Origin of the sequence: Paeniglutamicibacter sulfureus (genome assembly GCF_030512175.1) — a bacterium.
GTDB lineage: Bacteria > Actinomycetota > Actinomycetes > Actinomycetales > Micrococcaceae > Paeniglutamicibacter > Paeniglutamicibacter sulfureus.
Genome location: NZ_JAULBL010000002.1, coordinates 1,447,121 through 1,466,989, shown reverse-complemented (window position 1 = coordinate 1,466,989; position 19,869 = coordinate 1,447,121). Strand labels below are relative to the sequence as shown.

Below are 19,869 nucleotides of genomic sequence, written 5' to 3'. Positions count from 1 at the left end.
CCCTGTGCCGCGGCGGGCCGGATCGGTATCGTGGGGCCATGAGCACCGAAGACGACGTCCGCAGGCTGTGCCTGGCCCTTCCAGGGGTCGTCGAAAGACCCAGCTGGCAACGTCCGGCGTGGTTCGCCAAGACCCTGATGGCCCGCATGTGGGAAGACGATGTGCTCACGGTGAAAACCACTGAGCGCGAGGCCCTGGCGGCAATGGACCCCGGCACCTACTTCTGGACACCGCACCATGGGCGCTCGCCAATGCTGCTGCTGGTCAGGCTCGAACGCATCAACCTCACCGAGCTCGAAGAGCTGCTGCTCGAATCGCACCGGCTGGCAGGCGGCACCGTTTCAGCAGACCTGCCGCGACACGACACCTCGGAGGCGGGCTGATGGGCAACGAACCCACGCAGGCCGCCGCGGAGCTGTACCTCGACTACGCCCGGCACTGGTTCACCGGGCACAGCGAGCTGTACAGCCAGTGGGCCGGAGGGGTCGCCGGCAGCAAGGCACTGCTGGAACTCATCGCGGACCTGCCCGCGCCCAAACGCCAGCCCAACCTCGTCTTTGCCGCTGCGCGCTTCCACGGGTGCCCCGACGAACCATTTCCAGTCCTGGAGAGCTACCTCGGCCGTCATTGGCCGGAGGTCCGCCGGATCATCATGGGCCGCGCCACCCAGACCAACGAGGCCGGGCGCTGCGCCACGCTGCTGCCAGCCCTGGCGATGGTGGAGGAGCAGGAAAAACGCCCCCTGGCGTTGATTGAGGTGGGCCCGTCCGCGGGCCTGTGCCTGCTGCCGGATCTCTATTCCTACTCCTACGACGGAGCGCCGCGGCTGGGCACCGGTTCCCCGTTGCTTCGCTGCACCACCACCGGCAATCCGCCGATCCCCCCGGCCCTGCCCGACATCGCCTGGCGGGCAGGGGTCGACCTGAACCCGTTGGACGGCACCGATCCTGACACCGTGGCGTGGCTCCGGGCCCTGGTCTGGCCCGGGCAGGAGGCACGCCTCGAGCAGCTGGATGCCGCCCTGGCCACCTTGGCCACGCTGAAGTCGGGTGAACTGCAAGGGGTCGCGGGACCGCCGCTGATCCTGGCCGGGGACCTGAACGAACGCATTGTCGAGCTGGTCGAGACGGCGCCGAAACATGCAGTGCCGGTGGTCATGCACTCGGCGGTGCTGGCCTACCTGGACGAGCCGCGGCGGACCCGCTTTGCAGAAACCATCGCCACTCTGGGCTGCCGCTGGATTTCCAACGAGGCGTTCTTCATGGATGAATCGAACCAGACCCGGGAGAATTCCGAGGGCAACCACTTCACGCTGGCACTGGACAAAGTTCCCCTGGCCCGCACCGGGCAGCATGGGGCACAGCTCGATTGGCTCTAAGCCAGGTGGCGGCAGCAGCGGGCCCGTGCGCTTAGTGCGGCGAGCAAGCGCCCGTGGGAACCGCTTCCCTGGATCCTTCGGACTTCTCCAATGCCGCATCGAGCTCTTCAAGGGCCAGTGCGTAGCCGACGTCTGCGGCGCCCTTGGCCTTGGCGAAGACCATGCCCACCACGCGGCCCTGGGAATCGAGCACCGGTCCGCCGGAGTTGCCCTGCTCGACCTTGGCGGCCAGCTGGTAGATGCGCAGCGGCGTCGGTTCGGCGCCGTAGATGTTCTGGATCGAGACGGTGCTCAGGGACTCGACCACCGCTCCCATGGCGCGGAACGACCCGCCCCCGGGGTAGCCCAGGAATGCCGCGGTGTCACCGCGCTCCAGGTCCTCACCGCGCTCCAGAGGCTTCAAGCCAAGTCCCGGCACCTCCACGACGGCAATGTCGGCAACGGAGTCGAAGTACACGACGCTTCCCGAGAGCACTTGCCCATCCTGAGTGGTCACGGACGGCTCGGTGATCCCGGCAACCACGTGCGCGTTGGTCATCACCCGGTCCGATGCATAGACAAAGCCGGATCCGGACTGGTTCACGCCGCAGGCGTAGGCAGTGCCAATGATCTTGACGACCGATCCCTCGGCCGCCTCGACGCCACTGCCAAGGTCCTCCGGCTCGGGAACGTCGATGGCGACCTTTGGGGCAAAAGGCTCAAAAAGTTCCGGAAGCGTCTGGCCCATGACCTGGGCGCGGGCCTCGGTGACAAAATTGGTGATCGGCTTCGGCGTCCAGGCCTGGATCGTGGTCAGAACCCGTGAGTCTGCCACTTGCTGGGAAACCCAGGGCACGCCCATCGTCGCTGCCGAAAGTGCGATTGCGGAGATCACCAGGGCGGCCATGACGGTGTTGGCAACGCCGCCAAGCAACCTGTCAAAGGTCTTCAGCACCGGGAAGTTCAGCCATAAGCGGATTCGGGAGCCGATGGCCATCCCGATTCCCTGGCCAATCAAGATGAAAATCAACCCGGCGGCAACAATCCAGAAGATTCGCCATCCCGGGTTCGTCACCCACGTCGATACGAGCGGGATTCCGTAGAACGCGGCTATTCCACCGGCGAGGAAACCAACGATCGCCCCAAGCGTGACAAAGAAGCCTTTACGCAGGCCAGAGGCCAAAAAGCTGATCAAGGAGATGATGAGCAGCAGGTCCAGCCATGTCAATCCCAACATTCAGTGTGGACTCCTGCCCCTCATACCGTGTTGCACGACCCAAAATGGGGCCCAAAACACTATTCGTTGCCACGAGTCTAGACCGGCCGCCTGTGTGAAGCCCGCGATTCTAACCACATTTAGCCTGATTTGGCGTGTGGAAGCTGTCACATGGGCCAACCGTACGGCACAATTAGGTGAGCGCTAACGACAGTTGACAGGAGATTTTATGGACATCGAGGTACTGCGCCGAGCACCACTCTTCGCTTCATTGAGCGACGAGGTGTTCTCTGCACTGACTGAAGAACTATCTGAAGTGGATCTGTCCCGTGGCGCCTCGGTCTTCCGCGAGGGCGACCAGGGCGACCAGCTCTACTTCATCGTTTCGGGCAAGATCAAGCTGGGGCGCACTTCCACGGACGGTCGTGAAAACCTCATTGCCGTTCTCGGCCCGGGCGAATTGTTCGGCGAAATGGCCTTGTTCGACCCAAGCCCGCGCAACGCCACCGCTACCGCCGTCTCCGAGACGCGTCTGGCCGGCCTTCGCCACGAAAACCTGCGCAAGGTCATCCTGACCAGCCCGGAGGTTTCGGTCCAGTTGCTGCAGGCCCTGGCTTCGCGCCTGCGCCGCACGAACGAGTCCCTGGCCGACTTGGTCTTCTCGGATGTTCCGGGCCGTGTCGCCAAGGCACTGCTGGACTTGGCCGACCGCTTCGGTCGTCCGGCCACCGACGGCATCCTGGTTGCACACGAGCTGACGCAGGAAGAACTGGCGCAGCTGGTGGGCGCCTCGCGCGAAACCGTGAACAAGGCCCTGGCCGAGTTCGTGCAGCGCGGTTGGCTGCGTCTTGAGGCACGCGCCGTCGTGATCCTCGACATCCAGCGTCTGCGCCAGCGTTCACGCTAAAGCGCACCATGCAGGAACAGGTGTGGCGGGGTTCCTCCTTGGGGGAACCCCGCCACACCTGTTTAAGCCGAATCACGGCCGGGGCGGCGTTGGCCGGCCCACGGCGGTTCGACGTCAGCGACCGCGTCCCAGCCCGCCGCCCTCCGCAGCGGTCGCGGTGGTGACGTCCAAGTAGAATTCCCCGCCCACCTGGACAAGTTCGGGATGGTAGCTTTTCAGTTCCCGGCGAACAGAAAGATAGGCGACGGTCCCGCGGGTGGAAGCGATCTTTTCCAGAATGACCTCGACTGCGGGGGTCGTGATCTTGCTCAGAGACAGGCCTTTGGTGTCCGGGGCGCCGACCTCATCGCCCAGGGACGTGGTGTTGCGTTGTTCTATGACCTCCGCAGCCACCTTCCAGGCGGCCCAGATGCCCTTGCCGCGCAGGAGCGACGGTTCCTGGCGAACCGGGAGTGCCGCGGCAAAGTACCGTGTGTCGAAGCGCCGCAAAGCAAAGTTTGGGGAGATCCAGTGCGAAAGCGGTCGCAGAAGGTCGGTGCGCAGGCCCAGCCCGCGCTTCCTGAGCACATCCTCCAGGGACTTGTCCTGGACGGCAACGGCCTCGCGCACGGCCATCCAGTCTTCACTGTCGCAGTTTTCCACCACGGACAACTCGTCGGTCCCGGCCAGCAGCACGCCCGTTTCCTCGAACAGTTCCCGGATGGCGCACACGATATGTGCCCTGACCACTCGCTGGTCAAGGATGCCCAGCCGCTTGGACCACTCGGACAGGCTGGGTCCGTACCAGGGAATTTCGCGTTCGTCGTCGTCTTCAAGGCTTCCGCCGGGGAAGGCGACACTCCCGAGCGGCGAACCGCCCGGACGATATCCAAGGTAAGTTTCAACACCTTTTGGGGAGTCGCGAATCAGCACCACCGATGATGCAGGGCGGGTCGCCCGGGGTGTGCGGTTTCCGTAGGAAACCCAGTTTTCCGCAGCGTCATACTGCGCTGGCGGAAGGTCGCAAAGACGGCGCAGCAGCCCCGTGGACGGATTCCGTGGTGTCGCCAGGGAATTCTCGTTCACGGGGCCGCCGGAATCGGATTGGTTACGCAAACTCGACAATCAGTTCAACCTCGACAGGTGCGTCCAGCGGCAGTGCCGCAACACCGACGGCCGAGCGGGCGTGCACGCCCTTGTCGCCAAGAGCGGCCCCGAGGAATTCGGAGGCCCCATTGATGACTGCGGGCTGGCCGGTGAAGGACGGATCGGAGGCCACGAAGCCCACGACCTTGACCACGCGGACAATGCGGTCCAGGTCGCCGATGACATCCTTGATGGCTGCCAGGGCATTCAGTGCACAGGCCTGGGCCTGACCCGCTGCGGCTTCGGCGGAAACAGCCGCGCCGACCTTGCCCGTGACTGTGAGTTCCCCGTTAATAAACGGCAGTTGACCCGAGGTGTAAACCAGGTTGCCGGTGATGGTGGCCGGTACGTAGGCGGCCACAGGTGCGACGACTGCGGGGAGGCTGTGGCCGAGTTCGGCCAGGCGTGCCTCGATGGCTGAAGAAGTCTCTTGTTGCATGGGTTTTCTCGTTTCTGTCGTTAGGCCTTGGGACGCTTAAGGTAAGCGACCGGTGCATTTCCATTGGGTCCGGGAACGACGGCAACTAGCTCCCAACCGTCGTCTCCCCACTGATCCAGGATCTGCTTCGTGGCGTGAATAATAAGTGGCAAAGTGGCGTACTCCCATTTGGTCATAACCGATACGTTAGCGCGTCCTTGTAAACTAGTAGGTATGGCAGCTAAAAAGTCCCCGTTTTTTGATACGGCTACCACCCTCGGCAAGATCGTTGCCTTCTTTGGGGTGAGCGCCTTAAGTGGCGTCCTTGCGGCAGGGCTCATGGTCCCCATTGCGTCCCTTGCCGGCAGCAGTGCGAACGCCGGAACCGAAATCTTTGATGCCCTCCCGGCCAGTTTCAAGGGCGAGCCCATCGCGCAGCCCTCGAAGATCTTGGCCAAGGACGGTTCCACGATTGCGACGTTCTACTCGGAAAACCGGCAGCCGGTAAAGCTCAAGAACATTTCCAAGGTCATGCAGAGTGCCATCATCTCCATCGAGGACGAGCGCTTCTACGAGCACAACGGCATCGATGTCCGCGGCATCGCCCGCGCCGCGGTGAACAACTTCACTTCCTCGTCGCAGCAGGGCGCCTCGACCCTGACCCAGCAGTACGTCAACAACCTGCTGGTGAACGCCGACGTCGTCAACGGCGTGGACCGCTCCGAGATGACGATCTCCGGCTCCAAGGACATCGCCGACAAGGCACGCGAAGCCAAGCTGGCCATTTCCATCGAAAAGGAAATGACCAAAGACGAAATCCTCGAGGGCTACCTGAACCTCGTGCTGTTCTCCGGCCGCAACTACGGCATCCAGGCCGCAGCCCAGCGCTTCTACTCGGTGGACGCCAAGGACCTGAACCTGCAGCAGTCCGCGATGCTCGCCGGAATGGTCCAGCTGCCCAACGCCTACAACCCGGAGAAGTACCCGGAACGTAGCCTCAAGCGTCGAAACACCGTGCTGGCTGCCATGCTGCGCACCGGTGCCATCGACAAGAACGAATACGACAAGGCAGTGAAGTCCAAGCTGGGCGTCAAGCCGAAAGAGGTCAAGTCCGGTTGCATCGCCGCCGAGGATTCCGCCTACTTCTGTGACTACGTCACGAGGCTCATCACCACCGATGAGGCTTACGGCAAGACCCGCAAGGATCGCGAAAACCTGCTGTACCGCGGTGGCCTGACCATCAAGACGACGTTGGACCCGCGCCTGCAGAAGGAAGCGGCGAAGCAGTCCAGGGCCATGATCCCTGCCGACGACAAGTCGAACATCGGCGCGGCCATCGTGACGGTCGAACCGGGCACCGGCAACATCCTGGCCATGGGCCAGAACAAGGACTACGTCCCAACGGACAAAAACACCGGCCCGAACACCACCATCAACTTTGCCGTCGAGAAAGCACTGGGCGGGGCCGGCGGCTTCCAGGGTGGTTCAACGATGAAGCCCTACACCACGATGGCCTGGCTCGAATCGGGTCGCAACATGTGGGACCGGATCAGCGCACCCAATAAGAAGAACTACCCGGCTTCATTCCGTTGGAAGGCCTCATGCCTACCGCGCGGATACACCACCGTTGGCGGCGGCTGGGCTCCAGCCAACGCCGTCGGCGGCTATCCCTCGTCGATGACGGTGGACTATGGCCTGTTCAACTCCGTGAACTCCGCCACCGTGGCCGAGGCCTCCAAACTTGACCTCTGCGACATTGCCGAGGGCACCGAACGCCTGGGCCTGATCGACTACGACAACAACATCGATCCGGCCACGGGTAAAAAATCAACCCTGGGACAGCCGATATCTCCGGCCAACCCGGCCTTCGTGATTGGTTCTGCCCGCATCACCCCGCTGGCCCAGGCCACCGCGTTTGCGACCTTTGCCAATAACGGCGAGTTCTGCGACAACCGTGCCCTGACCTCGGTCACCGATGCCAAAGGCACCGCATACAAGGTCAAGCCGGTCACTTGCGAGCAGGCAGTCAGCCCCCAGGTCGTCGCCGATATGAACGGCACCATGACAAAGATTGCCAAACAAAAGGTCACCAAGGGCGCCATCGACTACCCGATCTCCGGCAAGACTGGTACGAACAACAAGGCCAACTCGACCTGGTTCGTCGGTTACACCACCGGCATGGCCTCCGCCGCATGGGTCGGCCGTTACGACAAGCAACAGAACCTGGAGACCAAGAACAAGGTGATCGACGGCATCGCCCGTCGCTGGGTCGACTCCGGAACCTGGGCTTCCCCGCTGTGGACCAACTACATGAAGAAGGTCGGCGATCTCTACCCGACCGAATCCTTCGGCAAGGCCAAGTCCGCGCCCAAGCCTCCGGCCCCGAAGAAGGTGGAAGCCGACGACGATGACACAGCGGATTCGGCAAGCTCCGAAACCTCGGCTTCAAAGGAAACCAAGGAGCCCAAGGAATCGGAAGCCCCGAAGGCGACCGAAACCCCCAAGCCCAAGGGAAACAGCGGAAACACGCCCAACCCTCCCAAGAAGACCGAAGATGACTAGTTCCCTCGCGACTTCATCATCGCTCGCCGAAGCGGTCTCACGCACTGTGCGTGGGGCCGCTTTGGCGGCTGGTGCGGCAACCGCCGGCGCCGGCATCCTTTTCGGATACGGATTGGGCCAGACCACGCGCTTCGGCATCCGCGAGGAGACCCTGGCACTGCTGCCCCCTGGTTCCTTGCCGATCCGGATGCTCCACCTTTCGGACATCCACATGGTGCCGGGCCAGGAGCTCAAGCGCCGCTGGCTGCAGTCCCTGGCGGATCTGAAACCAGACCTCGTAATCAACACCGGCGACAACCTGGGACACCTTGAAGGCCTGGAGGCCTTGCTGGAGGCGTTGGACCCGCTGATGGCCTTCCCCGGGGCCTTCGTACCCGGGTCAAATTGCTACTTCGGTCCACGGCCAAAGAATCCGTTCCGCTATCTCGCCAAGCGCTCGGACACGCCGCGGAACTCCCCCAAGTACCAATTGCCCTGGCAGGAAATGCACCGCGCCTTCGGTACCGCCGGCTGGGTCAACCTGACCAACCGGAACCATTCCATGGCAATGAACGGGACCCGCCTGGATTTCACGGGCGTGGACGATCCGCACCTGGACCTGGACCGCTTTGCCGGGTGGCCGGCCGGTTCCGCCACCTCCGGCTCGGCACCGCACCTTCGCATCGCGCTGGCCCATGCGCCGTACCAGCGCGTCCTGGACAGGTTCACTGCCGCCGGCACCGACCTGATCCTGGCCGGGCACACCCATGGGGGCCAGGTCCGCATCCCGGGCTACGGCGCCCTGGTGACGAATTGTGATCTGCCGACCTGGCGGGCCAGCGGGCTGACCCAATGGGACTTCGCCGGCAAGAGCACGCCGCTGAACGTGTCCGCCGGCATCGGGACCTCGCGCTTCGCCTCGGTGCGGATCGCCTGCCCGCCGGAGGTCATCCTGCTCACGTTGACGGCACAGGGGTAGCCCGACTCATCCGATTGATGAATCCCAACCCCACACTGTAGGGTATTCGCAGAAGCACAACCATGCGCGGGGATAGAGGTCGGACACCGGTGGCAGTACAACAAGGACACGCCCCCGCGGCGGGCACGCCCACGCTGGGCAGGACCTTTGCCCGGCTCATTCCCTTCGTCAAGCCCATCCTCCCCCGGCTGTTTTTCGGGTTCCTGTGCGCGCTGTTGGCCGGCGTCGTCGCCCTGACCATTCCCCAGGTCCTGGCATGGCTGGTGAACAATGTCCTGCACCCGGAAGGCAGGGGTTCAGAGGTCTGGCTGGCCGTGGGCCTGGTGGCTGCCCTCGGCGCCCTCGAGGCACTGCTGGTGTTCCTGCGCCGGCAATTCGTGATCACCCCCGCGGCCCGCCTGGAGACCCAGATGAGGGTGCGCCTGTACGGCCACCTCCAGCAGCTTCCCGTGGCCTTCCACGAGCGCTGGGGCTCCGGCCAGTTGCTCTCCAGGTCCATGGGCGACCTGAGCCTGCTGCGCCGGTGGCTCGCCTTCGGCGCGATGATGCTGGTGGTTTCCACCGTCACCGTGATCGCCGGGCTGACCCTGATGTTCAGCTCCAGCTGGGTGTTGGGCACCATCTACCTGGCCGGGGCCATTCCCATCTCCATCAAGGCGTTCCACTTCCGCAACAACTACCGGGCCGCCAGCCGGCTGAGCCAGGACCAGGCCGGGGACCTGGCCACGGCCGTGGAGGAATCGGTCCACGGCATCCGCGTCATCAAGGCCTTTGGCCGAGGCCGCCACATGTACGACGGGTTCAACACCCGGGCCGAGCAGCTTCGCGACACCGAGGTTTCCAAGGCCAGGACCCTGGCCAGCTTCATCCTCTACGTGGTGGCCATCCCCGAAACCACGCTGGGCCTGGGCCTGGTGGCGGGGCTGTGGCTCACCGCGCAGGGCGAACTGAGCGTCGGGGCGCTGGTTGCCTTCTTCGCCACCGCCACGGTGCTGGCCGGGCCGGTTGAACACATGGGCATGCTCATGGGCATGACCCTCACGACCAAGACCGCCTTGGACCGCCACTTCGAGGTCATGGACACCAACAACACCATCACCTCCCCCGACTCGCCCGTTTCCCCTACGGACCCGCGCGGGGAACTTGAGTTGCGCAACGTCCTCTTCCGCTTCCCCGACACCCCGGCCACCGCCGCACCGGTGCTGCGCGGCGTCAATCTGCACGTGGCCCCCGGGGAGACCATGGCACTGGTCGGGATGACCGGCACCGGAAAGTCCACGCTGCTCCAGCTCGTTCCCCGGCTCTACGAAGCCACCGGTGGCCAGGTCCTCATCGACGGCGTCGACGTGCGCGATCGGGACCTGGTCGAACTGCGCCGCGACGTGGCGGTCGCCTTCGAGGACACCATCCTGTTTTCCTCCTCGATCCGGGACAACGTGCTGCTGGGAGCCACCGGGCTTGACGGACCGGAACTGGACGCGCTGCTGGAGGATGCCATCGACACCGCCCAGGCCGGCTTCGCCCGCACGCTGCCCCAAGGCCTGGACACCGTCATCGGCGAGGAAGGCCTGTCCCTTTCCGGAGGCCAGCGCCAGCGCATCGCCCTGGCCCGGGCCATAGCGGCCAGGCCGCGCGTGCTGGTGCTCGATGACCCGCTCTCGGCCCTGGACGTACGCACCGAGGAAGCGGTGACCCAGCGGCTGCGCACCACCCTGGCCGGGACCACCACGCTGATCGTGGCCCACCGGCCATCCACCGTGGCCTTGGCCGACAAGGTTGCGCTGCTGAGGGACGGGCTCATCGACGACGTGGGCACGCACTCGGAACTGCTGGCACGCAACGAGCACTACCGCTTCGTCATTGCCAGCCTCGTGGACGAGGAATCCGACATCATTCCCCTTCAAGGCGGTCCGCTAGCATGAGCCAGAACATCGGTGTCGCCAACGAGGACGCCATCACCCTGTCCAAGGACGAACGCAAGCGAGTGCGCGCTCGCTCCTGGAGACTGCTGGCCACCCTGGCCAGGACACAAAAGCGCATGCTGGCGCTCACCGTGGTGCTCGTGGTCATCTCCAACGCCGCCCGCGTCGCTTTCCCGCTGATCATCGCCTGGGCCATCGACTGGGGCCTGCCACAGGTCGCCGCCGGCAACTGGGCGCCCCTGGGCATCACCGGCGGCGCCTACGTGCTCTCGGCCATCGCCGCCGGCACGCTGCTGGGCTGGTACATCCTGTGCACCGCGAAGATCTCCCAGGCCATGCTGCTGGATCTGCGCCTGCGCGTCTTTCGGCACACCCAGCGCCTGAGCCTGGAGTTCCACGAAAAATACACCTCCGGGCGCATCATCTCCAGGCAGACCTCGGATCTGGAGACGCTGCGCGAACTGCTGGACCAGGGCATTTCCGAACTCGCCTCGGCCGCCGTCTTCGTGACCTTCACCCTGGTGTCCATCTTCGTCCTCGACTTGCGCTCGGGGCTCGTGGTCGTCATCGCCGCCCTGCCCATCTGGCTGCTCTTTGGCTGGTACCAGAAACGCTCGGAACTGGTCTACCGCGAATCCCGGGTGGTCTCGGCCCGGGTCATCGGCAGCTTCGTGGAAACCATGACCGGCATTCGCGCCGTGAAAGCCTTCCGCAAGGAACGCGCCAACGACGCCACCTACGCGCAGGTCGCCGGCCAATACCGGGACAACTCGATCCGCTCCATCAACCTCTTCGGCGTGCTCCAGCCCTCGCTGGTGCTCATCGGCAACCTGTCGGTGGCGGCGGTGCTTGCCTGGGGCGGGTTCCGCATCCTTGACGGCGAGCTGGGGGTGGGCGTGCTGGTGGCACTGCTGCTGGCCACCAAGCGGGTGTTCCAGCCGGTGGAAAACATCGCGATGTTCTACCAGTCGCTGCAATCGGCAACCGCGGCGCTGGAAAAGGTCTCCGGGCTGCTCGAGGAGGAACCCACCGTGGTGGAACCCGCCAAGCCGCAGCCGCTGGAACAGGTCGCAGGTGCCGTGGCATTCAAGGACGCGGTCTTCGGGTACGGGGACGGGCCCGTCGTCATGGACAGGTTCGACCTGGCCATCCCGGCGGGGCAGACCGTTGCCGTGGTCGGGCAGACAGGCGCCGGCAAGTCCACCTTGGCCAAGCTGATCGCCAGGTTCTACGACCTGCGCTCCGGGTCACTGACCCTTGATGGGGTGCCGATCGAGCAGATCGCCAACAACGACCTGCGCCGGCACGTGGTCATGGTGACCCAGGAGGCCTTCCTCTTCTCCGGGACCGTGGCCGAGAACATTTCCCTGGGCAAGCCCGGCGCCAGCATCGAGGAGATCATCCTGGCCGCCCGCGCCGTGGGCGCCCACGAATTCATCACGGCCCTGCCCGAGGGCTACGACACCGACGTGAACAAGCGCGGCGGTCGCGTCTCCTCCGGCCAGCGCCAGCTCATCTCCTTCGCCCGTGCGTTCCTGGCGGACCCGGCGGTGCTGATCCTCGACGAGGCGACCAGCTCGCTGGACATCCCCTCCGAACGCGCCGTGCAGCGCGGACTGCAGACCCTGCTGGGCAACCGGACCGCGCTGATCATCGCGCACCGGCTCTCCACGGTGCAGATCGCCGACCGGGTGTTGGTGGTCCACGACGGACGAATCGTCGAGGACGGCACCCCGGCCGAGCTCATCGGCGCCGAAGGCCGCTTTGCCGCCCTGCACAAGGCCTGGCTCGACTCGCTGGTCTGATCCCGCCCCTGCCACGCCCCCTGCGGATCCCGGACACGACAAAGGCCCTGGCCCCCGTCCTGCATGGAGGGGGCCAGGGCCTTTGCCGGTGGCGCGGATCAGGCGCTGAAGGTCAGTCCCGTCAGCCGCTCGTAGGCATCGATGTAGCGCGCACGGGTACGCTCGATGATCTCCGCCGGCAGCGCCGGGGGTTCCTCGCCGGAGTTCTTGTCCCAGCCGGAGGCCTCGGAGGTGAGCCAGTCGCGGACGAACTGCTTGTCGAAGGACGGCTGCGCCTGCCCCGGGGAGTAGGTCTCCGCGTCCCAAAAGCGCGAGGAGTCCGGGGTCAGCACCTCATCGCCCAGGGTGATCTCGCCGTTGGACGGATCGATCCCGAACTCGACCTTGGTGTCGGCCAGGATGATGCCGCGGGTGCGGGCAATTTCCTCGGCGCGGGTGTACAGGGCCAAGGTGGCGTCGCGCAGGTCGGCGGCCTGCTGGCCGCCGATGCGGGCAGCGGTTTCCTCGAAGGTGATGTTTTCGTCGTGCTCGCCGACCTCGGCCTTGGCCGAGGGGGTGAAGATGGCAGGTTCCAGCTTGGAGCCATCGACCATGCCGGCCTTCAGCGGAAGCGCGCAGACCGTCTGGCGGTCCTTGTATTCGGCCAGCCCGGAGCCGGTCAGGTAGCCGCGGGCGATGCACTCGATGGGGAACATGTCCAGCTTCTTGCAGACCATGGCCCTGCCGGCAACGGCGTCCGGCACGTCGGTGGAGATGACGTGGTTGGGGATTCCGGCCAGCTTGTCGAACCACCACAGGCTCAACTGGGTCAGCACCTTGCCCTTGTCCGGGATCTCGGATTCCAGCACGTAGTCAAAGGCGCTGATCCTGTCGCTGGCAACCACCAGGACGCGGTCGGTTTCCTCGAAGGAGGAATCGGCCGGAATGTAGAGGTCGCGGACCTTGCCCGAGTAGTGGTGGGTCCACCCCGGCAGGTCCAGGGTTTCGGTTTGCAGGCCTGACATCTAGTGTGTTCCTTCCGAGACGCTGATCTGGCCGTTGGCGGCCTTCAGCGCAATGTCGGTGCGGTGCTGGGCACCGTCCCAGGAGATGGCAGCGACGCCTTCGTAGGCCTTGTCGCGCGCGGCGTGCAGGTCGGCACCGAGGCCCACGACTGCCAGCACGCGGCCGCCGTCGACGATGGTTTCGCCTGACTCGTTGCGGGTGGTTCCGGCGTGCAGCACCGAGACGTCCTCGATGGCCTCTGCCGCTTCAATCCCCTGGATCGCCGCTCCCTTGACGGGGGCATCGGGGTAGTTTTCGGCTGCCAGGACCACTCCGACGGCGGTCTCGGGGCGCCAGTGCAGCAACTCGGCGTCATCGAGTTCGCCCTTGGCCGCTGCCATCAGCAGTCCGCCCAGCGGGGTCTTCAGGCGTGCGAGCACTGCCTGGGTCTCGGGGTCGCCGAAGCGTGCGTTGAATTCAATGACGCGGATGCCGCGGCCGGTGATGGCCAGGCCGCAGTACAGCACCCCGGTGAAGGGGGTGCCGCGGGAGGCCATGTCGCGCAGCGTCGGGTAGGCGACGCGGTCCATGACCTCGTCGACGAAGCCGGCGGGCAGCCAGGGCAGCGGCGAGTAGGCGCCCATGCCGCCGGTGTTCGGTCCCTCGTCGCCATCAAAGATGCGCTTGAAGTCCTGGGCGGGTGCCAGCGGGACGGCATGGGTGCCGTCGCAGATGACAAAGAGGGAAACCTCCGGGCCGTCGAGGAATTCCTCGATGACCACGGTGCCGCCGGCCTCAAAGCAGGAGTCGGCGTGGGCCAGGGCCTCTGCGCGGTCGGACGTGACCACGACGCCCTTGCCGGCTGCCAGGCCATCGTCTTTGACCACATAGGGGGCGCCGAAGGCATCGAGCGCCTCGGCCGCTTCCTCGGAGTTGGTGGCGACCTTGGCCATGGCGGTGGGCACGCCTGCCTCGGCCATGACCGTCTTGGCGAAGGCCTTGGAGGCCTCCAGCTGGGCAGCCGCTTGCGTGGGGCCAAAGACGGGGATGTTCGCGGAGATCAGTGCGTCGGCAACACCTGCCGCCAGTGGCGCCTCGGGACCAACCACCACCAGATCCGAGCCCAGTTCGCGGGCAAGTGCCACCACTGCCGCGGGATCCTGGGCATCGATTTGGTGGGTGGTGACGTCACGCGATATCCCGGCATTGCCGGGTGCGCAATGCAGGTCGGTGACGTAGGGATCCGAAGCCAAAGCGCGGATCAGTGCATGTTCGCGGCCGCCGGGGCCAATAACCAGTACCTTCACGAGGCTTAAGCCTACCGGCTCCGGTCCCCTCAGTGCCCACCCGGGTCGCGGGACCGACGCATTTGCGCCAACTTCGCACCGGGTCCGCCGTCCTCCCCGGGCGGTGCGCCCCGATCCCGACCCCGCAGGCAAGCGGTGGCTGCGCCTATGCTCGTGTACATGGAGAAGGAAACCTTGTGGCAGCAGCAGGCCCGCCAAGATCCGAAGCAGGCCAAGAACTACATCGACCGCTTTGCTCAACTGCGCGAATCCGGCGCAGACCTCGACGGCGAGGCGAGGTTCGTTGATGCGTTGCTCCCGCGGGACGCGCGCGTGCTCGATGCCGGCTGCGGGACCGGGCGGGTGGGCGGGGCGCTTGCCGCTCGCGGACACCGGGTCACCGGAGTGGACCTGGACGAGGAGCTCTTGGCCGCCGCCCAACGCGATTTCCCCGGCTGCCGGTGGCTGCCCGGTAACCTGGCATCGCTGGACCTGCGGGATGCCTCCGGGACCCGCGAAACCTTCGACGTGGTCGTCTCCCCCGGAAACGTCCTGGCCTTCGTGGCACCGGGCACCGCCGGCGCCGTACTGTCGTCGCTGGCCGCGCATCTGGCGCCCCGCGGCCGACTGGTCGTGGGCTTCTCCCTGCTCAAGGACTACGCCTTCGGAACGTTCGAGGCCGACGTGGCAGCGGCCGGCCTGCGGATCGCTTCCAGCTTTTCCACCTGGGACATGCGTCCGCTGTGCCCCGACTCGGACTTCGTCGTTGCATTGATGGAGAGCACGCAGACCGTAAACTAGGTCACATGCCCGAAACGCTGATTGCCTCCGAAACCGTCGACCTTGTGGTGCTCGAGCGCAACGGCTTCGTTGAATCCCGCCACCGCGGTTCCGCGGTGGTCGTTGATGCCGCGGGCGAGGTGCTCACCGCGCTGGGAAACCCGAACACCCTGGTGTACCCGCGCTCCGCCCTCAAGCCCTTCCAGGCCCTTGCCTCCATGCAGTGCGGAGTTCCGCTGCGCGGCGCCCAGGTGGCCCTGGCCTGCGCCAGCCACGCGGGGAGCACTGAACACACCGACGTCGTTGAATCCATGCTGGCCAAGGCCGGCCTGGACGAATCCGACCTGCTGTGCCCCGCCGCCTGGCCGGCAGACCCCGAAACACGCGCCGAACGGTTGCGGGCGGGACTTCAGAAGTCGGCACTGTCGTTCAACTGCTCGGGCAAGCACGCGGCATTCCTGTGGGCCTGCACGGAAAACGGCTGGGACACCAAGACCTATCTCTCCGCGGACCACCCCCTGCAGCAAAGGGTCATCGAGGTCATCGAGGATTATGCCGGGGAGAAAATCTCCCACCTGGGCGTCGACGGATGCGGGGCGCCGGTACCGGTGATCTCCTTGGCCGGACTTGCCCGGGCCGCTTCCAAGCTGGCCCAGGCCCCGGGGAACAAGCATGCCGAGGCGCGGGCGGCAACCATTGCCACGGCGATGCTGGACTACCCGTGGGCGGTCCAGGGACACGGCCTGCCCAACTCCCTGGTGATGGAGGACCTGGGGGTCATCGCCAAGCTCGGCGCCGAGGGCGTGTTGATGCTCGCAGCCCCCAACGGAACGGCCGTGGCCGTGAAGATGCAGGACGGATCGGGCCGTGGAACCGACCTGCTGGGCCTGACGCTGCTGGCCAACGCCGGCGCCATTACCACCGGCCAACTGGCCGACACCCTGGCCAAGCTGACCCGTCCGGTGCTCGGCGGGGATGCCCCCGTGGGTTCGGTGCGCCTGGCAACCCCGGTCATGGACCTGTTGGATTCCTGATATCCCGTGGCCATCAAGCGACGCATTGATCCGGCAGAAGGGGCCCGTGCCCTCGGCCGGTGGATCGAGGCCGAAGAAGCGGAAGCCGCGGCGCTGCCCCGCCCGGTCATAGCCCTGGCCGTGCGCTACACGCTGGAGGAACTGGCCAGCCGCGCCGAGGGCAACTCCGTGGAGGTGCGCGTTCCGCCGTTCGGGGTGACCCAATGCATCGCGGGTCCGCGGCACACCCGCGGCACTCCCCCGAACGTCATCGAGCTTCCCGCCCAGCTCTGGCTGGCGCTGGCCTCCGGCAAGATCGGCTGGGACGCGGCGCTGGCCACCGGAAAGGTCTCCGCCTCCGGGTTGCGCGCCGACCTGTCCGCCGAACTGCCCCTGGTTTAGTACCCTAGAGGGTATGGAATCCAGCCAGAACCCCACCAATCCCACCCCCGCCGACGAGTCAGGCACCCAGGTCGAGGTGGAGGTCTACGCGGCGCCAAGGTTCTGGCCGTTCGTGGGCATTGGCGCCCTGGTGGGCGTCGTCGTTGCCCTCGTGTCCGCGTACACCGGCGAGGAATCGGCGAACTTCACGCGCGCCTCCGTGGCAGGATTCCTGTCCGTCGGCTTTGCCTTCTTCGGCGTCCTGCTCGCCAGCATCGTATTCCTGGTTGTGGATCGCATCACACGCAAGAAGGCACGTCGCGCGCTTGCCGTGCCGATGGGTGATCCAGAACACCGCTAGAACCGTCCCTGTGGGTGACTTCACGCCCCATCGTGCCCCTTGCTCGTGAGAGAATAATTCCTATGGCGCGTGGTGACGGAAACCTAAATCATGATCTTTTGCCCAACGAGAAGGGCCCGCAGGATGAATGCGGTGTCTTCGGTGTTTGGGCTCCCGGCGAAGAAGTGGCGAAACTGACCTATTACGGTCTGTATGCGCTTCAGCATCGCGGGCAGGAATCGGCCGGATTGGCCACGAGTGACGGACAGCGGATCAATGTCTACAAGGACATGGGTCTGGTCTCCCAGGTGTTCGACGAGAACACCCTCAATTCCATGCCCGGGCACCTGGCCATTGGCCACTGCCGCTACTCCACAACCGGGGCAAGCCACTGGGCCAACGCCCAGCCGACGCTCGGCCCCACCGCTGCGGGCACCGTGGCGCTGGCGCACAACGGCAACCTGACCAACTCGGCCGAGCTCATGGAAATGGTCAACGACCTCCATGCAGAGTCCGAGGAAAAGGTCCGCGGCGAAATCGCCCAGGGCAACACCACCGACACCGCACTGGTGACGGCACTGCTCAACGGCTCCAACGGCGAAACCCTGGAAGAGTCGGCGCTGCGCCTGCTGCCCAAGCTCAGCGGCGCCTTCTGCTTCGTCTTCATGGACGAGCACACCCTCTACGCCGCACGCGACACCTACGGCGTACGTCCGCTGGTGCTCGGCCGTCTCGAGCGCGGATGGGTAGTGGCCTCCGAACAGGCAGCCTTGGCCACCGTGGGTGCAAGCTTCATCCGCGAAATCGAACCGGGCGAGTTCATCGCCATCGACGCGGAAGGCGTGCGCTCTCAGCGTTTCGGCGCCGCCACTCCGGCCGCCTGCGTCTTCGAGTACGTGTACCTTGCCCGCCCGGATGCCTCGATCAACGGCCGTTCGGTTTACGAGTCCCGCGTGGAAATGGGCCGCCAGCTGGCCCGCGAAAACGCCGCCGAGGCCGACATCGTCATCCCCGTTCCCGAATCCGGCACCCCTGCCGCCATCGGCTACGCCGAGCAGTCGGGCATCCCCTTCGCCCACGGCTTCGTGAAGAACGCCTACGTGGGACGAACCTTCATCCAGCCGTCCCAGACGCTGCGCCAGCTGGGCATCAAGCTCAAGCTCAACGCCCTGGAGCCCGTTATCAAGGGCAAGCGCGTTGTCGTCGTCGACGACTCGATCGTCCGTGGCAACACCCAGCGCGCCGTGGTGCGCATGCTGCGCGAGGCCGGCGCCGCGGAGATCCATGTGAAGATCTCCTCCCCGCCCATCAAGTGGCCATGCTTCTACGGCATCGACTTCGCCACCCGCGCCGAGCTCATTGCCAACGGCGCTGCAGTGGACGAGATCAGCCAGTCCATCGGGGCCGACTCGCTCGCCTACATTTCCGAGGACGGCATGATCGACGCCACCCTCCAGAAGCGCGAACGCCTGTGCACCGCATGCTTCACCGGGGACTACCCGATCGCATTGCCGGGTTCGGACCGCATCGGCAAGAACCTGCTTGAACGAAGCAACCAGGCGGGATGTGAGCCGGGCCCGGATGCCGAATTCGAGTCGGCACTCACCGCCGCAGACAAAACACCGCGCAACTAAGCAAAGGACAGTTTCAGAGATGACAAGTGCCACCCCTGAGAATTCCGGAATCACCTATGCTTCGGCCGGTGTCGATGTCGAGGCCGGTGACCGCGCCGTTGAATTGATGAAGGGCGCCATCAAGGCCACCCACAACGCCAACGTCCTGGGCGGGGTGGGGGGCTTCGCAGGCCTCTACGACGCCTCGAAGTTCCTTTCCTACAAGAAGCCGCTGCTGGCCACCTCCACCGACGGCGTCGGCACCAAGGTCGCCATTGCCCAGGCCATGGACATCCACCACACCATCGGCCACGACCTGGTCGGCATGGTCGTCGATGACATCGTCGTCGTGGGTGCCGAACCGCTGTTCATGACCGACTACATTGCCTGTGGCAAGGTCGTGCCCGAGCGCATCGCCGACATCGTCCGCGGCATCGCCGAGGGTTGCCAGATTGCCGGCACCGCTCTAGTCGGCGGCGAAACCGCCGAGCACCCGGGCCTGCTGGGCGAGCACGAATACGATGTCGCCGGTGCCGCCACCGGCATCGTCGAGGCCGACGGCCTGCTCGGCCCGGAACGCGTCAAGGACGGCGATGTCATCATCGGCATGTCGGCCTCCGGCATCCACTCCAACGGCTACTCGCTGGTGCGCAGCATCGTCGCACACGCAGGCTGGGCCCTGGATCGCCACGTGCCGGAATTCGGCCGCACCCTGGGCGAGGAACTGCTGGAACCGACCCGCATCTACACCATGGACTGCCTGGATTTGGTCCGCGCGTTCAACGTCGACGGCGCCATCAAGGTGCACGGCTTCAGCCACGTCACCGGCGGCGGCCTGGCCGCCAACCTGGCCCGAGTGCTGCCGCAGGGCCTGATGGCCACCGTGGAACGCTCCAGCTGGGCACTTCCGGCCGTCTTCAAGGTCATGGCCGAGCTCGGTTCCGTGCCGCAGCCGGACCTGGAGCGCACGCTCAACCTGGGTGTCGGCATGGTTGCCATCGTCGATGCCGAGATCGCCGACGCGGCACTGGCCCGCCTAAACGCCCGCGGCATGAACTCGTGGGTGATGGGCACCGTTGGCGCGGTGACCGAGGAAGCCAAGACCGCAGGTCAGGACTACGTCCAGGGTGCCAAGGGTGTTGACGGCGGTGCCGTGCTCATGCGCGGCAACTTCGCCGGCTAACTGCCAGGAGCCTTGATCC

General features: G+C 65.5%; 19 protein-coding genes. 13 read left to right on the top strand and 6 right to left on the bottom strand.

The genetic code is table 11. From position 1 onward, the window contains the following. The first annotated feature begins 38 nt into the window (after nucleotides 1-38). On the top strand, nucleotides 39-383 hold the full coding sequence (locus tag Q2T94_RS13380) for an MmcQ/YjbR family DNA-binding protein (protein WP_302264955.1): 345 nt from the start codon (nucleotides 39-41) through the stop codon (nucleotides 381-383). Continuing rightward, nucleotides 383-1,378: a DUF2332 domain-containing protein gene (locus tag Q2T94_RS13375; RefSeq protein WP_302264953.1), complete on the top strand. Its 996-nt coding sequence runs from the start codon at nucleotides 383-385 to the stop codon at nucleotides 1,376-1,378. The genes Q2T94_RS13380 and Q2T94_RS13375 overlap by 1 nt, the downstream gene beginning before the upstream one ends. 31 nt (nucleotides 1,379-1,409) lie before the next feature. Here Q2T94_RS13375 and Q2T94_RS13370 read toward each other — a convergent pair whose 3' ends face one another. Further along, nucleotides 1,410-2,594: a MarP family serine protease gene (locus Q2T94_RS13370; RefSeq protein ID WP_302264952.1), complete on the bottom strand. Its 1,185-nt coding sequence runs from the start codon at nucleotides 2,592-2,594 to the stop codon at nucleotides 1,410-1,412. A 208-nt stretch (nucleotides 2,595-2,802) separates the two neighbouring features. Between Q2T94_RS13370 and Q2T94_RS13365 the strand changes: the two genes are divergently transcribed. Further along, nucleotides 2,803-3,480, top strand: a complete 678-nt coding sequence (locus Q2T94_RS13365) for a Crp/Fnr family transcriptional regulator (RefSeq protein ID WP_217390218.1) — start codon at nucleotides 2,803-2,805, stop codon at nucleotides 3,478-3,480. A 114-nt stretch (nucleotides 3,481-3,594) separates the two neighbouring features. Here Q2T94_RS13365 and Q2T94_RS13360 read toward each other — a convergent pair whose 3' ends face one another. Genes Q2T94_RS13360 through sp36 form a run of 3 tightly spaced genes read right to left on the bottom strand, consistent with a single transcriptional unit; the run spans nucleotide 3,595 to nucleotide 5,220 of the window. After that, the gene (locus Q2T94_RS13360; RefSeq protein WP_302264951.1) at nucleotides 3,595-4,545 is read right to left on the bottom strand and encodes an NUDIX hydrolase; all 951 of its coding nucleotides are present in this window, start codon (nucleotides 4,543-4,545) and stop codon (nucleotides 3,595-3,597) included. 22 nt (nucleotides 4,546-4,567) lie between these two features. Then, a complete protein-coding gene (locus Q2T94_RS13355) occupies nucleotides 4,568-5,044 on the bottom strand; it encodes a RidA family protein (protein WP_264270403.1) in 477 nt (158 codons plus the stop codon). 20 nt (nucleotides 5,045-5,064) lie between these two features. Beyond that, nucleotides 5,065-5,220, bottom strand: a complete 156-nt coding sequence (gene sp36, locus Q2T94_RS20700; protein WP_181578252.1) for a Sp36 family protein — start codon at nucleotides 5,218-5,220, stop codon at nucleotides 5,065-5,067. Nucleotides 5,221-5,257: 37 nt separating this feature from the next. Here sp36 and Q2T94_RS13350 point away from each other — a divergent pair, with 37 nt between their 5' ends. The 4 genes from Q2T94_RS13350 to Q2T94_RS13335 all read left to right on the top strand — a co-directional run bounded on the left by Q2T94_RS13350 (nucleotide 5,258) and on the right by Q2T94_RS13335 (nucleotide 12,270). After that, nucleotides 5,258-7,585 carry a transglycosylase domain-containing protein gene (locus tag Q2T94_RS13350; RefSeq protein WP_302264950.1) on the top strand — a complete coding sequence of 776 codons (2,328 nt, stop codon included), beginning with the start codon at nucleotides 5,258-5,260 and terminating at the stop codon, nucleotides 7,583-7,585. Next, nucleotides 7,578-8,543, top strand: a complete 966-nt coding sequence (locus Q2T94_RS13345) for a metallophosphoesterase (protein ID WP_302264948.1) — start codon at nucleotides 7,578-7,580, stop codon at nucleotides 8,541-8,543. The genes Q2T94_RS13350 and Q2T94_RS13345 overlap by 8 nt, the downstream gene beginning before the upstream one ends. Nucleotides 8,544-8,632: 89 nt before the next feature. Then, a complete protein-coding gene (locus Q2T94_RS13340) occupies nucleotides 8,633-10,465 on the top strand; it encodes an ABC transporter ATP-binding protein (RefSeq protein ID WP_436836830.1) in 1,833 nt (610 codons plus the stop codon). Further along, nucleotides 10,462-12,270, top strand: a complete 1,809-nt coding sequence (locus tag Q2T94_RS13335) for an ABC transporter ATP-binding protein (RefSeq protein WP_302264945.1) — start codon at nucleotides 10,462-10,464, stop codon at nucleotides 12,268-12,270. The genes Q2T94_RS13340 and Q2T94_RS13335 overlap by 4 nt, the downstream gene beginning before the upstream one ends. 98 nt (nucleotides 12,271-12,368) lie before the next feature. On the opposite strand, the gene Q2T94_RS13330 is transcribed toward Q2T94_RS13335, so the two are convergent. Then, the gene (locus tag Q2T94_RS13330) at nucleotides 12,369-13,274 is read right to left on the bottom strand and encodes a phosphoribosylaminoimidazolesuccinocarboxamide synthase (RefSeq protein WP_302264944.1); all 906 of its coding nucleotides are present in this window, start codon (nucleotides 13,272-13,274) and stop codon (nucleotides 12,369-12,371) included. After that, complete coding sequence (gene purD / locus Q2T94_RS13325) at nucleotides 13,275-14,561, bottom strand: phosphoribosylamine--glycine ligase (RefSeq protein WP_302264942.1); 1,287 nt, start codon at nucleotides 14,559-14,561, stop codon at nucleotides 13,275-13,277. A gap of 159 nt (nucleotides 14,562-14,720) precedes the next feature. On the opposite strand from purD, the gene Q2T94_RS13320 reads away from it, so the two are divergent. The 6 genes from Q2T94_RS13320 (at nucleotide 14,721) to purM (ending at nucleotide 19,850) form a co-directional block, all read left to right on the top strand. Then, nucleotides 14,721-15,341 carry a class I SAM-dependent methyltransferase gene (locus tag Q2T94_RS13320; protein ID WP_302264940.1) on the top strand — a complete coding sequence of 207 codons (621 nt, stop codon included), beginning with the start codon at nucleotides 14,721-14,723 and terminating at the stop codon, nucleotides 15,339-15,341. Nucleotides 15,342-15,346: 5 nt separating this feature from the next. After that, entirely contained in the window at nucleotides 15,347-16,354 is a 1,008-nt protein-coding gene (locus Q2T94_RS13315) for an asparaginase (protein ID WP_302264939.1), read from the top strand. 6 nt (nucleotides 16,355-16,360) lie between these two features. Next, nucleotides 16,361-16,735 (top strand): sterol carrier family protein, encoded by a 375-nt coding sequence (locus Q2T94_RS13310; RefSeq protein WP_302264937.1) that lies wholly within the window; start codon nucleotides 16,361-16,363, stop codon nucleotides 16,733-16,735. A gap of 13 nt (nucleotides 16,736-16,748) precedes the next feature. Then, nucleotides 16,749-17,075, top strand: coding sequence for a hypothetical protein (locus tag Q2T94_RS13305; protein WP_302264936.1), 327 nt, complete (start codon nucleotides 16,749-16,751; stop codon nucleotides 17,073-17,075). 62 nt (nucleotides 17,076-17,137) lie between these two features. After that, nucleotides 17,138-18,688, top strand: a complete 1,551-nt coding sequence (purF, locus tag Q2T94_RS13300; protein WP_264270393.1) for an amidophosphoribosyltransferase — start codon at nucleotides 17,138-17,140, stop codon at nucleotides 18,686-18,688. 19 nt (nucleotides 18,689-18,707) lie between these two features. Further along, nucleotides 18,708-19,850 (top strand): phosphoribosylformylglycinamidine cyclo-ligase, encoded by a 1,143-nt coding sequence (gene purM, locus Q2T94_RS13295; RefSeq protein ID WP_264270392.1) that lies wholly within the window; start codon nucleotides 18,708-18,710, stop codon nucleotides 19,848-19,850. The last annotated feature ends 19 nt before the right edge of the window (nucleotides 19,851-19,869 follow it).

Bases quoted from the DNA above. Each gene is read 5' to 3' on its own strand.
- Q2T94_RS13380 (WP_302264955.1), top strand. From the start codon at position 39: ATGAGCACCGAAGACGACGTCCGCAGGCTGTGCCTGGCCCTTCCAGGG.
- Q2T94_RS13375 (WP_302264953.1), top strand. From the start codon at position 383: ATGGGCAACGAACCCACGCAGGCCGCCGCGGAGCTGTACCTCGACTAC.
- Q2T94_RS13370 (WP_302264952.1), bottom strand. From the start codon at position 2,594: ATGTTGGGATTGACATGGCTGGACCTGCTGCTCATCATCTCCTTGATC.
- Q2T94_RS13365 (WP_217390218.1), top strand. From the start codon at position 2,803: ATGGACATCGAGGTACTGCGCCGAGCACCACTCTTCGCTTCATTGAGC.
- Q2T94_RS13355 (WP_264270403.1), bottom strand. From the start codon at position 5,044: ATGCAACAAGAGACTTCTTCAGCCATCGAGGCACGCCTGGCCGAACTC.
- sp36 (WP_181578252.1), bottom strand. From the start codon at position 5,220: ATGACCAAATGGGAGTACGCCACTTTGCCACTTATTATTCACGCCACG.
- Q2T94_RS13350 (WP_302264950.1), top strand. From the start codon at position 5,258: ATGGCAGCTAAAAAGTCCCCGTTTTTTGATACGGCTACCACCCTCGGC.
- Q2T94_RS13345 (WP_302264948.1), top strand. From the start codon at position 7,578: ATGACTAGTTCCCTCGCGACTTCATCATCGCTCGCCGAAGCGGTCTCA.
- Q2T94_RS13335 (WP_302264945.1), top strand. From the start codon at position 10,462: ATGAGCCAGAACATCGGTGTCGCCAACGAGGACGCCATCACCCTGTCC.
- Q2T94_RS13330 (WP_302264944.1), bottom strand. From the start codon at position 13,274: ATGTCAGGCCTGCAAACCGAAACCCTGGACCTGCCGGGGTGGACCCAC.
- Q2T94_RS13320 (WP_302264940.1), top strand. From the start codon at position 14,721: ATGGAGAAGGAAACCTTGTGGCAGCAGCAGGCCCGCCAAGATCCGAAG.
- Q2T94_RS13315 (WP_302264939.1), top strand. From the start codon at position 15,347: ATGCCCGAAACGCTGATTGCCTCCGAAACCGTCGACCTTGTGGTGCTC.
- Q2T94_RS13305 (WP_302264936.1), top strand. From the start codon at position 16,749: ATGGAATCCAGCCAGAACCCCACCAATCCCACCCCCGCCGACGAGTCA.
- purF (WP_264270393.1), top strand. From the start codon at position 17,138: ATGGCGCGTGGTGACGGAAACCTAAATCATGATCTTTTGCCCAACGAG.
- purM (WP_264270392.1), top strand. From the start codon at position 18,708: ATGACAAGTGCCACCCCTGAGAATTCCGGAATCACCTATGCTTCGGCC.